Raw genomic sequence first — 14,523 nt, forward strand, 5'->3', positions numbered from 1 at the left:
GACACTACTATGAATCTACATATTAAGAATATCGCTCTGGCTATCCTCGCTCTCGTAGCGCTATCTGCGTGTCAGGTGGGCTTCGTGCCTGAGGGAGTCAAGGAGCAAAAGCCTCTTCAAAACTTCCAAGAGGTCGCATGGCTACGTGATGCTATGTATACATCTGTAAGAGTGGCAGAGTCGCCTGCTAATCTCTTCCTAGGGGATGCACAGGCTGACCTATACCATCTTACAGCTTCGGACAATGGTGCTAACTCTCCTTTCTTTGAGTGGAATCGTAGTCAGCTGATTGACAATGATCGAATAGCTGGGTACTTTGGCGCTTTTGCGACGATCATCAAGGATGCGAACTACTTTATCATGCGTATCGATGAGCTTAAGGCTGATACGGCTAAGTACAATAAGCTGAAACCCGAAGAGCAGAACAAGATAAAGGAGTACGTAGCTGAAGCACGTACGCTACGTGCATTGGCTAATTACCGTCTGATGTGTCGCTTCTCCAAGCGCTATGATGCTAATGCAAATCTACCTGGCATCATCCTTGTTAAGGAGTATGACCCACTCTTTCAGAAAACTGCAAAGAAGAGAGCTACTCAAAAAGAGGTCTATGACTACTGTATCTCCGAGCTCGAGGCTGCTGCTAAGGACTTGCCCGATAGAGATGAGGTAGAGCTAAAGGACGTTAATAAGATTCCTTACTATATACATCGAGACTATGCTTTTGCTGTCATGGCTCGTATCTATCTGGAGATGCATGAGTATGACAAGGCTATAGAGGCAGTGGACGAGTTTATTGATAAGGATGAATACAAGCTATCTGATGGTTCGATGGCCTCGTTTAAAAAGCTTTGGGTTGATGAGTCCTCCAGTGAGATTATGGTAAAGACCTTTGCCAATAAGCAAGTCGGAGGTGTAAGAGGTATCTTGCATGGGCTATTCTTCTTCGCAGGCGAAGATTATAATGAAAAGACGGGAAAAATCGAACCTGTACTCCAAGAGTATGTCTCACCTACATGGTATCCTAATCAATATCTTCTTGATCTATATGGTCCTAAGGACTATGTTGCTGCAGCGGGTGCTGCGAAGGATCTTCGTATGCAGATTGACAAAGATCACCAAACGACGGAGGGTAGTTGGTTTGAGGAGCCTTGGCATTACAGTCCTAACAAGGGAAGAAACCTCAGTAGCAACTCTGATAAGCTAGAAGATGTTCCAGTTGTCTATCCTAAGAAGAGGAAAAATCCTATTGGCCCTGGTCCAGGTAAGTACCTAACGATGACGTTTGTCTCCAAGTTTAGAGGTAATCCAGCTCTAAATCGTAACGAGGCTAAGAATCAGTTCTCCTATGCACACACTACGCACCTCTTTGATATTGCTGAGGCCTACCTCATCAAGGCAGAGGCTCAAGCGTGGAAGGGTGATGTAGCTGGGGCTAAGAAGACCATTGAGAAGCTCCGCGTGGCACGTGGTCTGACTGATCAACTCATCAACGCTGATACTCAAGAGGCGATGAAGCAGATCGTTATGGATGAGCGTACTCGTGAGATGATCGGTATGGGTACACGTATGACAGACCTCAAGCGCTGGAATATGCCTATGTCTCGCAAGGGCAAGGGTATCCAGAAGCTCCTTCTGTCAGATCCTTATGGTCCTAGAGAGATTTACGTTCACGACAAGAAGGAGTTTATGGATCTAGAGGTGTCTCCTGACAACCCTGAGTTCATCTGGGAGCTTCCTGTCCAGGATCGTAATACACTTCCTGATCTTGAGGAGAACTGGCCTGATCCAGACAAAAAGAAGTAAATAGTCTTGCAGAGTCGACTCTAAGGAGTAACTCGCAAGTACGCCCTGTTCGCTAGGGTTAAAAATGTAGAGAGACGTGCCAGCCAAAAGGGCTGATGCACGTCTCTCTTGCTATTTTGTTGCTTTTCCGTCCAGTCTGTCTGCTAGGATCTAGGTCTTTTCCCCTGCTCTATTCTTGTTCTTTCTATTTATAGTCACTGCTCGTAGACCTCTAGCGAAGAGCTAGGATTAGAGTGGTAAGGCGATGGGGAAGTGTCTTGATGGCTTAACAACTTCACCGTGTCGTAACATTTTCGTCACAGTGGAATAATCCATTGGGCGTAATATTGCAAGCGAAAAGGGAGATCTAACCTTCCCGATCGTCTCGGTAGGGGCCTCTCTCAGCAACAAACAAACTTACCAATATAACTATGAATAAGAGTACACTCCAGGCTTTAGTCCTCATCACCATCGCTCTCATGACTGCCAGTTGCGCTGGCAAAGGTGGTCGTGTGACCCAGCTTGACGCTGCGGGAGCGACCTTCCCACTACCTTATTATACCGAGGCCTTCAAAGCTTATGAGGAGCTGTCGGGGATACATGTTAACTACGGTGCCGTGGGTAGTGGCGGTGGTATCCGTAGCCTCAAGGATGAGGTGGTCGACTTTGCCGCTTCTGACGCCTTCCTCTCGGATGAGGAGCTGGCGGAGATGCCTCGCGAGGTGATCCACATACCGACCTGCATGGGCGCCGTCGTCATCGCATACAACTGTCCCGAGATCACCTCCTTACAGCTCACGGGCGAGATCATAGCAAACATTTATCTAGGCAAGATAACCCGCTGGAATGACCCCGCTATCGCTGCGATCAACCCTGACCAAAAGCTCCCCGACAAGGAGATCTCGCCCGTCTATCGCTCTGATGGTAGTGGCACGACGAATGTCTTCAGTGACTATCTGACGAAGGTGAGCCCCGACTGGGCTGCGCAGATCGGTACGGGCAAGTCGCTCAAGTGGCCTACGGGTATGGCTGCAAAGGGCAATCCAGGTGTCGCAGGCGTGATCGCTCAGACGGATGGTGCGATCGGCTATGTGGGTAGTGAGTACAGCTTTTCGCTAAAGATCCCGACAGCAAAGGTGCAGAATCAGGCGGGCAACTTTGTCCTCCCCTCGCTTGAGTCGATCTCTGCGGCAGCTGCTGGTGAGGTGGCGCCCGATACACGACAGATGATCACCAACTCGGCGCACCCTGAGGCTTATCCTATCAGTTGCCTCACCTGGCTCATCACCTACAAGGATCTCAGCTACAGCAACCACTCAGAGGCTGAGGCTACCGAGACGGCTCGTCTACTCAACTGGATGCTAAGTGATAAGGCGCAAGCGATCACTTCGCAGATCCACTTCGCACCGCTATCGCCTGAGATGATCGCTGCAGCCAAGGCGCAGCTAGCTCAGCTAACCTATGGCGGTAATCCAATAGACTTAACTAGCTCTCCTAAGGAGTAGCTCCCTATATACACCTGAAAAACAAAAAAGGAGACTGCTACTGTCTCTGTAGCAATCTCCTCACACCAAAAGAAGAACGTCTCTCCTCCCCCTCTCAACAGTAGTGCCGTCTGGATAGCTCCGATGACTTAGTGAGTCGCATCCGACCTGTACCGCTCTCTATTCGGAGGAGAGATGTCTCTTTACCTTTCACACCTACTATTCAAACAGTATGTCCACCCTCGTCCGTAAAGCGTCACGCCCCATCGGAGACAAGATCTTCCGAGGTCTACTCATGAGCTCTGGGCTCCTCGTGCTACTGATCTGCCTAGCGATGCTGATCAGTCTGATTAGTAACAGCATGGAGGCCTTTAGTGAGTTTGGCTTCTTTCGCTTCATCTGCTCCTCCGAGTGGGACCCCACGGCTGGGCGGGAGCAGTATGGGGCGTTGCCCTTTATCGTGGGGACCGTGGTCACCTCGATACTAGCCTTGATCCTCTGCGTCCCCTTTTCGCTACCGGTGGCACTCTTCATCGGAGAGTACTTCAAGGGGAAGCGCATCGCAGGCGTCATACGTTCGCTGACGGACCTGCTGGCGGGCATCCCCTCTATCGTGTACGGTCTGTGGGGCTTCTACACCCTTCGTCCGCTCATTGACATGATCGATGGACCGCAAGGCAATGGCTACGGGATCCTCACTTCGGTGCTCATACTGACCATTATGATCATCCCCTACGCCTCGTCGCTCACGGCGGAGTTTGTCATGCTTACGCCTAAGTCGCTTAAGGAGGCAGCTTACAGTCTCGGTGCCACCCGCACGGAGGTGATCGGATCGGTCATCCTACCCAACGCACGGAGCGGGATCATCGCAGCGTACATCCTCGCTCTGGGACGAGCGCTCGGCGAGACGATGGCGGTGACCATGTTGATCGGCAACACGGACAAGGTGCCCACATCGCTCTTTGACACGGGACAGAGTATGGCTTCGCTGATTGCTAATCAGTTCAACGAGGCACACGGGCTCAAGCTCAGTTCGCTCATAGCGATTGCACTCGTCCTCTTCCTCATCACAGCCATCATCAATGGCATTGTGAAGATTATCCTAAACAAGCAACGAGCTTAACCGACCATGGCATCACTCAAAGTAAGACAGGGCTGGGACCGCACGGTCTATCTAGTCAATATCGTACTCGCCTGCATTACCGTCATACCGCTCTTTCTCATCATCGGTAAGATCGTCATGGAGGGGTATGAGCAGATCAACTGGGACTTCTTCACCAAGACGGCACCAACAGCTGTCGAGGCGATGATGGCTAAGCGCGCTAACACGATCGAAGGCTCTCGCACGATACTCCCAGGCGGTATCGCTAATGGTATCGTCGGCACGCTCCTCATGACCCTCGTAGCCTCTATCATCGCTATCCCCATAGGTCTCCTGGGCGGTATCTATCTTTCGGAGAATAGATCGTCACGCCTCGCCCATGTAGTACGCTTTGTCACAGATCTACTACAAGGCACTCCCTCGATCGTCATCGGTATCATCGTCTACGCTTGGATCGTACTACCGATGCGGGGCTACTCGGCTCTAGCGGGTGCTGTGGCTCTAGCGATCATGATGCTACCGCTCATCATACGCTCTACGGAGGAGACGCTGGCGCGACTGCCTAAGTCCTTCAAAGAGTCGGCGCTCGCTCTCGGTTGCTCCTATCGCAAGATGGTACTCAAGGTTCTCCTCCCCTCTGCTATGGGAGGTCTATTGACAGGCATCCTGCTAGCGATGAGTCGTATCATCGGCGAGACGGCACCGCTCATCATGACCGCGCTAGGTAGTACCCGCATATCGTGGACGCTCGACACCCCTTCGTCAGCTGTGCCGCTACTCATCTGGGAGTTTTACAGTGATCCCAACCTTCAGGAGCTGATATGGAGCTCGTCGCTCTTCCTCCTGCTCCTGGTCCTTCTTCTAAACTTTATCGCCAAGCGTATCTCCGCTCGGACACGCTACTAGTAACCTCTTTTTTGTCAAAAGCATGACTCCAAACGCTATACAGATGACAACGCCCGACGTGGTCCTCCAGCTAGACAACGTAAGCATCTGGTACACTCCTGAGAAGAGTGCCGTGACCAATGTCTCGGCGGAGATCTACGACCATGAGATCACCGCCATCATGGGACCCAGTGGTTGTGGCAAGAGTACCTTGCTACGAGCCATCAACCGCATGCACGAGCTTTACCCTGGTATACGTACCGACGGGCGCATCCTCCTGCAGGGGGAAAACATCTTAGAGAAAGACCCGATGGTCGTCCGTCGTATGGCGGGGATGGTCTTCCAGCAGCCGAATCCCTTCCCGACGATGAGCATCGCTGACAATGTGATGGCGGGCTACAAGCTCAACGGTATCAAAGTCTCCAAGGCGCAGCGCGAAGAGATCCTGACCAGCTCTCTGCAGTCTGTCGGACTCTGGGAGGAGGTCAAGGACAGACTGGACAAGCGTGGCTCCTTCCTCTCGGGCGGACAGCAACAGCGGCTCTGTATCGCTCGTGCTTTGGCACTACGTCCTCGGCTACTTCTGATGGACGAGCCGACCTCCGCCCTAGACCCGATAGCGACCAATCGCATCGAGGAGCTGATCTTAGAGCTCAAGAAGGAGATAGCCATCCTCATCGTCACGCACAATATGGGGCAGGCGGCACGCATATCCGACCGCTCTATGTTTATGTACCTTGGCGAGCTGGTCGAGTATGACCGCACCGACAAGATGTTTACCAACCCCAGCGATCAGCGCACCGAGGACTACCTACAGGGCAACTTCGGATAAAACGTTGTACCTTAGATCTGCCGTACAGACAGACACATAATCAAGTAAAAAACGAAACTGTCACAGCCTATGTCACCCAATATGGATCACCACGTCGTCCTGATCAAGGAAGACTTCAATGTACTCAACAAAGTGATCGCTCGCCAAGTCGAGGCGATACAGCATCTCCTCAGCGGGATCGTCGAGCCTGAGGCTTACGAGCACATTGAGATGAACGAAACCATCATAGATAGCCTAGAGGTCAAGATAAGGAGCGAAGTCATCAACGGAATCATCCTCTACGCTCCTCGTGCCTCTGAGGCGAGGCGTATGTTTGCCCTGCACGATATGACCAGCTACCTAGAGCGCATTGGTGATCTACTGCTCAATGTGGCCAACTTCACCCGTGCGATCGACATGGGCAACGGACTGTACTTACAGTATGCTGACACGCTTCGTGAGATGCTTACGGAGACTTATCAGATGGTCACCGATGCGGTCACGTCGTTCTTCGCTGGTGACTCCGAGCTTTCACGCAGAGTCATCGCTCGAGACACTCATATAGACGATCTGCACTACCAGATCAACGATTCGCTACCCCAAGCCTTACTAGACACTGAGCAAAGTCCTGACGTAGACTCCATACAGGCGTCACTGGCGATCAGCAGCATAGCCTACAATCTGGAGCGTATCGGTGACAATGCGACAAACATTGCCGAGGCAGCCATCTTCCATTCAGAAGGAAAGAACCTGCTCCACGCTAAGAGCCAAAAAGTAGAGATCCCCACCGAACAAGAGCTAGAGAATTATGGACAAGAAGAAGTTTAAGCTCCTCATCGTCGATGACGAGGAGGACCTCCGCGAGATACTTACCTTCAACCTCGCCAGCGAGGGATATCAAGTCTCCACAGCTGCCAATGCTGAGGAGGCGCTCAAGATGCCACTTGAGGAGTACCACCTGCTCATTCTTGACGTAATGATGCCTGGGATGAACGGCTTCAAGCTCGCTGAGCTCATACGACGGGATAAGAAGCTCACCACGCCGATCATCTTCCTCACTGCTAAGGGGACCGAAAACGATCTCCTCACTGGCTTTAACATCGGAGCCGACGACTATATGGCGAAGCCCTTCTCCATCAAGGAGCTACAAGCACGCATTCAGGCTATCCTCATGCGCTTCTTGCAGAGCGGTCCAGATTTTGGAGAGAGTCAGATAGAGATCGGCACGCTCCTCATTGATCTAGATGCCAAGCAGGTCTTCGTCCATGGGGAGCTTATCGAGCTAACCAAGAAAGAGCTTGAGATCCTCGTCTTATTGGCACGAGATCCAGGCAAAGTCTTCTCCCGTGAGGAGATACTCGACCGAGTATGGCGCGAAGATGTCTTCGTCTTGGAGCGCACCATCGACGTACATATCACCCGCATTCGCAAGAAGCTACGCAGTGGCGGAGTCAAGATCATCAACCGCTCAGGCTTCGGCTATTGCCTCGTCGAGGAGGAGCCCCAGTAGTCCCACGCTTACACCATCTACCGTCCTACTATGAGCCAGTACAACTATAAGTCCAAAGTCTTTATCTCCGCAACGCTGCTCTTTATCCTCTTTGGTGGCATCATCTACTTCGTACAGCGTGCCTCCGAAAAGGAGATCAAGACCAAAGCCCTCGAGGAATACCTCGAGCAGGCCACCGATTGTGTCAATAGCTACATCATAGACTACACGACACACCCTCAGAAGCGACAGCCAGACACGCTCTCTAGCTTTAGCCACTTACCTGATCCACAAGCTCTAGGACGCTTCTTGGCTTACCTCCCGAACAAGTTGCGCTTTACGATCATCAACCTGAGGGGCGATGTCTACTTTGACAACTTTACCCAGGGTCCCATCCCTGAGAACCACCTCTCACGTGCAGAGCTACAGCAGGCCAATCTCCATGGCACTGGCACCTCCAAGCGCTATAGCGAAACGCTCGGGGAGGACTTCTACTACTTTGCGAAGGAGTACCAAGATCAGGGATACTACATTCGTGTTGCCATCCCTTACCATATAGACTATGTCAACTACTTTCGCTCCAATCACTTCTTCCTCCTCCTCATCGTCGGCATCTTTAGTCTAGCACTGCTAGCAGTGGTCTTCTTTACCGACCAGTTCTCCCGCTCAGTGCGTAAGCTTCATGACTTTGTGGCGAAGGCACAGGCTGGAGGGGAGTACGAGTCGGTCACCTTCCCCAAGGGTGAAATCGGAGAGCTAGGAGAGCAGCTTAAGAAGACCTTTAAGATGCTCGAAGAGAGCAAGACCCGCTACGAGATCGAGCGCGAGAAACTCATACAGCACTTCGCTAGCTCCGACGCTGGCATATCTTTCTTTAGTGCGGAGCGCAAGTTTATCTATGCCAATAGCCACTTCATACAGAATCTCAACACCCTCGTCGACACTCCCACCTTTATCATCGATGAGCGCATCCTCGACTACCCAGAGCTTTATCAGGTCAAGACCCTTCTAGCTGGTATAGAGTCCGATCCAGACACTGCTCCCCGCTCCACACGATACATCATCGATAGGGACGGCTCGCACCTAGAGGTACGCGCTCAGCTCTTCCCGGACAATAGCTTTGAGATCGTCCTAACCAATGTGACTAAGAAGGAAAACGATCGTCGCCTCAAGCACGACATGACTAATAGTATAGCCCACGAATTGCGCACCCCGGTCACTTGTGCTCGTGGTTACCTTGAGACAATCCTCAACCAGCCACTTCCAGAGGAGAAGCAGCGCTACTTCATCGAGCGTACTTACAATCAGATGATACGTCTCTCGCAGCTCATCAGTGACGTCTCTATGATCACCAAGCTGGAGGAGGCGAGCGACCTCTACTCTCTGCAGGAGCTCACTCCATACAGTGTCGTCGAGGAGGTCAAAGCGGCTCTAGAGATCAAGCTCCAAGAGGCGCAGATGACCATCTGTAATCGGATCCCTGAGCAGACCACCGTACAGGCGAATCACTCGCTACTCTACGCTGTCTTTGCCAATCTGACGGAGAATAGTATCCGCTACGCTGGCACTGGCACCACCATAGAGATCGAGCAGACGATGGAGGACGAGCGGTACTACTACTTCACCTTTGCTGACAACGGTCCTGGCATCCCTGAGAGCGAGAGCCTAGCTAAGATCTTCGACCGCTTCTACCGCATCGATGGCGGACGCAGTCGTGAGATGGGCGGATCGGGACTAGGGCTCTCCATAGTACGAAATGCTATACGCTTCCACGGCGGAGAAATCTCGGCAAAGAACAGACCCACGGGAGGACTTGAGTTCTTCTTCTCGCTAGCCAAGAGCGCACCCGACAAGACGACCAAAGTATCTTGACTCAGTCAATACCCTGCAAAGATAAACCAACAATCATAAGACAGTTACCTCAACTGCCGTCAGTGCCTCCCTCCATACCGAAGGCACAGCTGTACACTCTCTAAGCAGACGGCTTAACGATCCATAGGGCGAGTACGCTAGAGCAAGTGACGCTCAGCGTGGTAGGAGGAGCGTACGAGGGGACCGCTCTCGACGTGGCGAAAGCCTTTGTCCAGGGCTATCTCCCGAAGCTCGGCAAAGCGGTCTGGATGCACATACTCCTGCACGGGATAGTGGCGGCGGGTAGGCTGGAGGTACTGACCTAGCGTGAGGATGCTACACTCTACCCGACGCAGATCGTCCATCGTCTCAAGGATCTCCTCCTGCGTCTCGCCGAGACCGAGCATCAGTCCCGTCTTAGCGGGAAGCCCCATCTCAGCAATTTGAGCTAAGACGGAGAGACTACAGTCATAAGTAGCTCGGCTACGCACGATGGGTGTGAGCCGTCGCACGGTCTCCATGTTGTGCGCCACCACCTCGGGACGCTCCTGTAGGATTGGAGCAATGAGCTTCGCCTGACCATCAAAGTCTGGTATCAGTACTTCAATCGTGACACTTGGGCAGAGCTCACGTATCTGTCGTATCGTTTCGACCCAGTGGGTACTCCCCTTGTCGGGCAGGTCGTCACGATCCACACTGGTGACCACCGCATGCTTGAGCCCTAGCGCACTGACACTCTCGGCCACGTGACGAGGCTCCGCTGGGTCTAGTGGCAGCGGGCGACCCGTCTCTGTATTGCAAAACTTACAAGCGCGTGTACAGACCGCCCCTCCGATCATAAAGGTAGCGGTGCCTCGAGACCAGCACTCACCTTGGTTAGGGCAGCGCCCGCTCGTGCAGATGGTGTGCAGGCAATGCTTCTGCAGCACCGCACGCGTCTCGTCATAGGTTACATCGCTACCAAGCTTGATCTTGAGCCACTCAGGCTTGCGTATGTGGGGTTGCTTCATTAGCTCTTACTACTTCAGTTTACGATCGAGGAACTCGATGATGCGACTGTAGAGGTGCTGTCTATTGTTGCCTCCGTAGATGCTGTGATCCTTGTCCGTGTAGGTTGCCATCTCAAAGGGTATGTCCGCATTGACCAGCTCGGTGGCTAGACGCATCGTGTTTTGCAGATGCACATTATCATCAGCCGTGCCGTGGATGACGAGTAGGTCGCCATGGAGGTTGTGAGCGATAGAGAGGACTGAGGAAGCCTCATAGCCCTTATTATTAACCTGCGGTGTCGCCATAAAGCGCTCTGTATAAACCGTGTCGTAAAAGCGCCAGTCGGTCACAGGAGCCACAGCTACACCAGCACGAAAGACCTTGCCACGGCAGAGCGACATAAGCGTATTGTATCCGCCGAAACTCCAGCCGAAGATTGCGATGCGACTTCCATCGATATAGTTAAACTGCTTGGGTAGCGCCTCAGCAGCTGCTATCTGGTCGCTACTCTCGCGCAGACCTAGCTCACGATAGGTGCACTTGCGCCACTCGGTGCCACGCCCACCAGTGCCACGTCCGTCCACACAGACTACGACGTAGCCAGCCTGAGCGAGGGCATACTCCCAGCCGATGTAAAACTGATCCAGTACCTCCTGTGAATCGGGACCACTGTACTGGTGCATCACCGTGGGGTAGCGCTTGCTCGCATCGAAGTGTGGTGGGCGAATCATCCAGCCATGGAGCGTACGCCCAGGAGCCACCTCAATGGTAAAGAACTCCTTGTCATTGTAGTCATACCCCTTGAGCTTAGCAACTAGCTGTGCGTTGTCTTCAAGCGTACGGATTACCTTGCCCTCCTTGGTCGTGCGGATTGTCGTGATAGCTGGTGTCTTAGCATTGCTATAGCTATTGATGAAATAGCTGTAGTCCTGAGTGAAGCTAGCGCGATTGATGCCAGCCTCTCCAGCTAAGACGGTTGTCTTGCCTTGAGGGGTCGTCTTGAGGACACGTCGCTGGGTAGGTGTTTGGTCCGCTGCCTGATAGTAGACGTTGCCATCACGGTCGCAACCGTAGAAGTTGATGATGTCCCAGTTGCCCTGCGTCAGGCGCTTCTGTAGCGCTCCATTCGTGCCGTACTTGTAGAGCTGTGTAGATCCATTGCGCTCGCTCAGCATAACGATGCCTTCGGGGACGAATTGCATTGAGTTGATGAACTCATTGTTGATATATCGTGGATCTTGCTCACGGAGGGTCAGACGAGGTGTGCGGCTCTTTGGGTTGATGCGATAGACCTTGAGGTCGTTCTGCAGGCGGTTGAGCGTGACGGCTGCTAGATCGCTTCCCCAGCCAGTGAAGGCGATGCGGGGTATGTAGCCGTCAGCGTCTAGTGGTAGATCCACACGGTCGGTGCGCTTGAGATCAAGGTTGTAGAGGTGTAGCGAGACGGTCGAGTTTTGCTCGCCCACCTTGGGATACTTGTAGACATAGTCCGTGGGGTAGAGATCGTCTCCGTAGATCGGCATTGAGTAAGCCTTGACGTGGCTCTCGTCACTGCGTACGAAGGCTAGGAAGTCGCTCTGGGGGCTCCACTCCATCAGGCGTGTCGTGCTAAACTCCTCTTCGTATACCCAGTCGGTGGAACCGTTGATCACTTCATTGCGCTTACCATCCGTAGTGACCTGTACCTCAGAGTTGAAGTCAAACTTCTTGATAAATATATTGTTGTCCCTGACGAAAGCGACCATCCGCCCATCAGGACTAAAGGTGGGGATCATAATGTCGCCCTCGGTGAGTGGCTCGCAAAGATTACGGCGCACATCATAGTGGGTGGCACGTAGCGTGTAGGAGCGTCGGTAGATCGGCTTGATGTCGGTATAGATCAGGATATGATGTCCTGAAGGGGCTATGTCGTAGTCCCAGATCGCCTTGATGTCGCACTCACGCGCCTTGGCAATGTCAAAGAGCGTATCGACAGCCCGCCCCGTAGCGTACTCGTACTTGACGATGCGCTGGTAGTCGTCGCTGATGAGCGTGTAGTGCTTGCCGTCAGGTAGAGAGCGAAAGCCGTTGCCGGCGCCACGAGCTGCAAAAGCGCCTGAGGTGACCTCTGGTAGAGTGATCTCACGCTGCTGCTGAGCAACGAGTGTGAGCGAGCAGAGGAGTACGAGGGTGGTAAAGAGAGTGCGGATACGCATAGGGGGGAGAGCTTAGAGATTAGAAGTTAAAGGTAAGATCATAGCGTAGACCCCAGATGAGGGTCTACGCCATAGTGATATGTTGTGCAGCTGGGGTTACTTGCGCTTGAAGGTTAGGCTGGGCTGACCAGAGGCATCGTGCGTAGAGTAGAGCATGAGCTTGTTGGTACCACTCATACGAAAGGCTTTCGCCTCCTGCAGTGCTGCTAGGAAGATGCGCTCGTACATCATATTGCTACAAGCCATACGGGTTGCCATAATGTTTTTAATCTTGATACGCCCATCAGAATAGACGAAGCACTCGCCACCGTAGCTATTGCAGGCAGCCTTTCCATAGATACTGGCTTTGCTGATACTGATAGTAGCTGTCTGTAGAGCGTCGTCATTTATCTTGATACCGTCCATGTGGGTGAGTTCCCAAGAGCTACCATCGAGAGTGGCTAGATTGATCTTGCTACTGCTCTTGCAGGTACCGCAGCTGACACAGAGCAGAGAGGTCAGCAGGAGTAGTGCTACAAAATAGAATCTCTTCATAGTAATTCGTTTGCTATTGGTTATTTATTAGTATTGTGATAGAGACAGATGCTCTACCGATATGGGAGTGTCAAAGAATATTGAAGCAGTCCGTGAGAAGCGCTCCGTCTGCTCCGTCGTGTAGTAGCGTGTCGTGCCACCACGTGTTAGCTGAGCCTCCATCTCGGGGTGCCGTAGGAGGTACTCTTCGAGAGACTTAGCTACCAGCTCGCCTTGAGCTACGACCTTGATCGAGGGGGTGAGCAGGCGCCGTATCTTCGGCATCAGAATAGGGTAGTGGGTGCAACCGAGGATGATCGTGTCAATCTTTTCGTCTTGTGCCAAGAGTCGCTCCAAGTGCTTGCGCACGAAGAAGTCGGTCCCTGGACTATCACTCTCGCCCGTCTCAACGATTGGCACCCAAAGCGGACAAGCCTCCTGCACGACGGTCATATCGGGGTAGAGCTTGTGTATCTCAGCTACATAGCTCTCGCTAGAGACGGTACCCTCAGTGGCGAGGATACCCACATGCTTGGTGCCCGTGAGTGTGTCAATGCACTCAACCGTCGGGCGAATGATCCCCAGCACACGACGACGCATGGAGCCACCGTCGAGCTTGGGCAGATCCTCTTGCTGTATCTGACGGAGTGCTTTTGCTGAGGCGGTATTGCAGGCGAGGATGACTAGGGGACAACCTAGGTCAAAGAGCCTCTCAACGGCCTCTCTCGTAAACTGGTAGACGACACGCATAGACCGCGAGCCGTAAGGCGAGCGCGCATTGTCACCGAGATAAACGAAGTCGTACTGAGGTAGTTGCTCACGTAGCTTACGCAGGATGGTCAATCCTCCGTACCCTGAGTCAAATACCCCGATGGGACCCTCTATCTGTTGCATCAATTGTACTATAGTTTATAGTGTCTAGCTTGGGAAATGGGAGCAACTCTCGCTACTCCACTTCAAAGGTACGAAAAAGAAGTTAGAGGTTAGAGATTAGAAGTTAGAGGAACTAGCATCCCTAGGAGCACAAGTGGCACTAGAGAGACTAGAGCCTTTAGGTAACAGCTAGCCGTTGACTGCCGATCACCGCCACTCAGCCTAGACCTCCGAGGAAATCGAAATAGCCTCGGTAGAAAATCGTATATTCAATTAGTAAATGCAACTCATACCTGCAAAAAAAATGGATCGCACCCTAAGCACAATCCAACATATTATTCAGAGAAGCAGAGAGAGAAAAGCTCTCCCTCTTGCTCCTACTGAAGCGGATAATTGTTATCTTAGCGGTCGGTCCAATGAATACCAAGATATGAGTCAACTAACCGCACAACAAAGATACACAATTGCGCAATTACTCAAACAGGGTAAAACTCAGGGCTGACGCATTATAACTGAAAAGCTGATTTTGGTTTTGAGGGGAGAATGAA

12 protein-coding genes are annotated in these 14,523 nt (G+C 52.3%); 8 read left to right on the plus strand and 4 right to left on the minus strand.

Going from position 1 to position 14,523, the window contains the following annotated elements:
- The first annotated feature begins 9 nt into the window (after nt 1-9).
- The 8 genes from Q0X57_RS00715 (at nt 10) to Q0X57_RS00750 (ending at nt 9,425) form a co-directional block, all read left to right on the plus strand.
- Complete coding sequence (locus tag Q0X57_RS00715) at nt 10-1,803, plus strand: RagB/SusD family nutrient uptake outer membrane protein (RefSeq protein ID WP_297726224.1); 1,794 nt, start codon at nt 10-12, stop codon at nt 1,801-1,803.
- A 410-nt stretch (nt 1,804-2,213) separates the two neighbouring features.
- Nucleotides 2,214-3,287, plus strand: a complete 1,074-nt coding sequence (gene pstS / locus Q0X57_RS00720; protein ID WP_297726227.1) for a phosphate ABC transporter substrate-binding protein PstS — start codon at nt 2,214-2,216, stop codon at nt 3,285-3,287.
- Between the two features lie 211 nt (nt 3,288-3,498).
- Nucleotides 3,499-4,389: a phosphate ABC transporter permease subunit PstC gene (pstC, locus tag Q0X57_RS00725; protein ID WP_007365998.1), complete on the plus strand. Its 891-nt coding sequence runs from the start codon at nt 3,499-3,501 to the stop codon at nt 4,387-4,389.
- Between the two features lie 6 nt (nt 4,390-4,395).
- Entirely contained in the window at nt 4,396-5,274 is an 879-nt protein-coding gene (gene pstA, locus Q0X57_RS00730) for a phosphate ABC transporter permease PstA (protein WP_297726231.1), read from the plus strand.
- 22 nt (nt 5,275-5,296) lie between these two features.
- Entirely contained in the window at nt 5,297-6,085 is a 789-nt protein-coding gene (gene pstB, locus Q0X57_RS00735) for a phosphate ABC transporter ATP-binding protein PstB (RefSeq protein ID WP_297726234.1), read from the plus strand.
- Between the two features lie 81 nt (nt 6,086-6,166).
- Entirely contained in the window at nt 6,167-6,892 is a 726-nt protein-coding gene (locus Q0X57_RS00740; protein ID WP_297726237.1) for a phosphate uptake regulator PhoU, read from the plus strand.
- A complete protein-coding gene (locus Q0X57_RS00745) occupies nt 6,873-7,574 on the plus strand; it encodes a response regulator transcription factor (RefSeq protein ID WP_297726240.1) in 702 nt (233 codons plus the stop codon). Before Q0X57_RS00740 ends, Q0X57_RS00745 begins: the two co-directional genes overlap by 20 nt.
- 30 nt (nt 7,575-7,604) lie before the next feature.
- Complete coding sequence (locus Q0X57_RS00750) at nt 7,605-9,425, plus strand: HAMP domain-containing sensor histidine kinase (protein WP_297726243.1); 1,821 nt, start codon at nt 7,605-7,607, stop codon at nt 9,423-9,425.
- Nucleotides 9,426-9,562: 137 nt separating this feature from the next.
- Here Q0X57_RS00750 and lipA read toward each other — a convergent pair whose 3' ends face one another.
- The 4 genes from lipA to murI all read right to left on the minus strand — a co-directional run bounded on the left by lipA (nt 9,563) and on the right by murI (nt 13,996).
- A complete protein-coding gene (lipA, locus tag Q0X57_RS00755) occupies nt 9,563-10,414 on the minus strand; it encodes a lipoyl synthase (RefSeq protein ID WP_297726245.1) in 852 nt (283 codons plus the stop codon).
- Between the two features lie 9 nt (nt 10,415-10,423).
- Nucleotides 10,424-12,589 (minus strand): S9 family peptidase, encoded by a 2,166-nt coding sequence (locus tag Q0X57_RS00760; protein ID WP_297726248.1) that lies wholly within the window; start codon nt 12,587-12,589, stop codon nt 10,424-10,426.
- 96 nt (nt 12,590-12,685) lie between these two features.
- Nucleotides 12,686-13,123 carry an META domain-containing protein gene (locus tag Q0X57_RS00765; protein WP_297726252.1) on the minus strand — a complete coding sequence of 146 codons (438 nt, stop codon included), beginning with the start codon at nt 13,121-13,123 and terminating at the stop codon, nt 12,686-12,688.
- Nucleotides 13,124-13,150: 27 nt separating this feature from the next.
- Complete coding sequence (murI, locus tag Q0X57_RS00770) at nt 13,151-13,996, minus strand: glutamate racemase (RefSeq protein WP_297726256.1); 846 nt, start codon at nt 13,994-13,996, stop codon at nt 13,151-13,153.
- Between the last annotated feature and the right edge of the window lie 527 nt (nt 13,997-14,523).

The organism is uncultured Porphyromonas sp. (genome assembly GCF_947254915.1).
In the GTDB taxonomy this organism is placed as follows: Bacteria; Bacteroidota; Bacteroidia; order Bacteroidales; family Porphyromonadaceae; genus Porphyromonas.

Coding starts and splice junctions, on each gene's coding strand:
- Q0X57_RS00715 (WP_297726224.1), top strand. CDS start 10: ATGAATCTACATATTAAGAATATCGCTCTGGCTATCCTCGCTCTCGTA.
- pstS (WP_297726227.1), top strand. CDS start 2,214: ATGAATAAGAGTACACTCCAGGCTTTAGTCCTCATCACCATCGCTCTC.
- pstC (WP_007365998.1), top strand. CDS start 3,499: ATGTCCACCCTCGTCCGTAAAGCGTCACGCCCCATCGGAGACAAGATC.
- pstA (WP_297726231.1), top strand. CDS start 4,396: ATGGCATCACTCAAAGTAAGACAGGGCTGGGACCGCACGGTCTATCTA.
- pstB (WP_297726234.1), top strand. CDS start 5,297: ATGACTCCAAACGCTATACAGATGACAACGCCCGACGTGGTCCTCCAG.
- Q0X57_RS00740 (WP_297726237.1), top strand. CDS start 6,167: ATGGATCACCACGTCGTCCTGATCAAGGAAGACTTCAATGTACTCAAC.
- Q0X57_RS00745 (WP_297726240.1), top strand. CDS start 6,873: ATGGACAAGAAGAAGTTTAAGCTCCTCATCGTCGATGACGAGGAGGAC.
- Q0X57_RS00750 (WP_297726243.1), top strand. CDS start 7,605: ATGAGCCAGTACAACTATAAGTCCAAAGTCTTTATCTCCGCAACGCTG.
- lipA (WP_297726245.1), bottom strand. CDS start 10,414: ATGAAGCAACCCCACATACGCAAGCCTGAGTGGCTCAAGATCAAGCTT.
- Q0X57_RS00760 (WP_297726248.1), bottom strand. CDS start 12,589: ATGCGTATCCGCACTCTCTTTACCACCCTCGTACTCCTCTGCTCGCTC.
- Q0X57_RS00765 (WP_297726252.1), bottom strand. CDS start 13,123: ATGAAGAGATTCTATTTTGTAGCACTACTCCTGCTGACCTCTCTGCTC.
- murI (WP_297726256.1), bottom strand. CDS start 13,996: ATGCAACAGATAGAGGGTCCCATCGGGGTATTTGACTCAGGGTACGGA.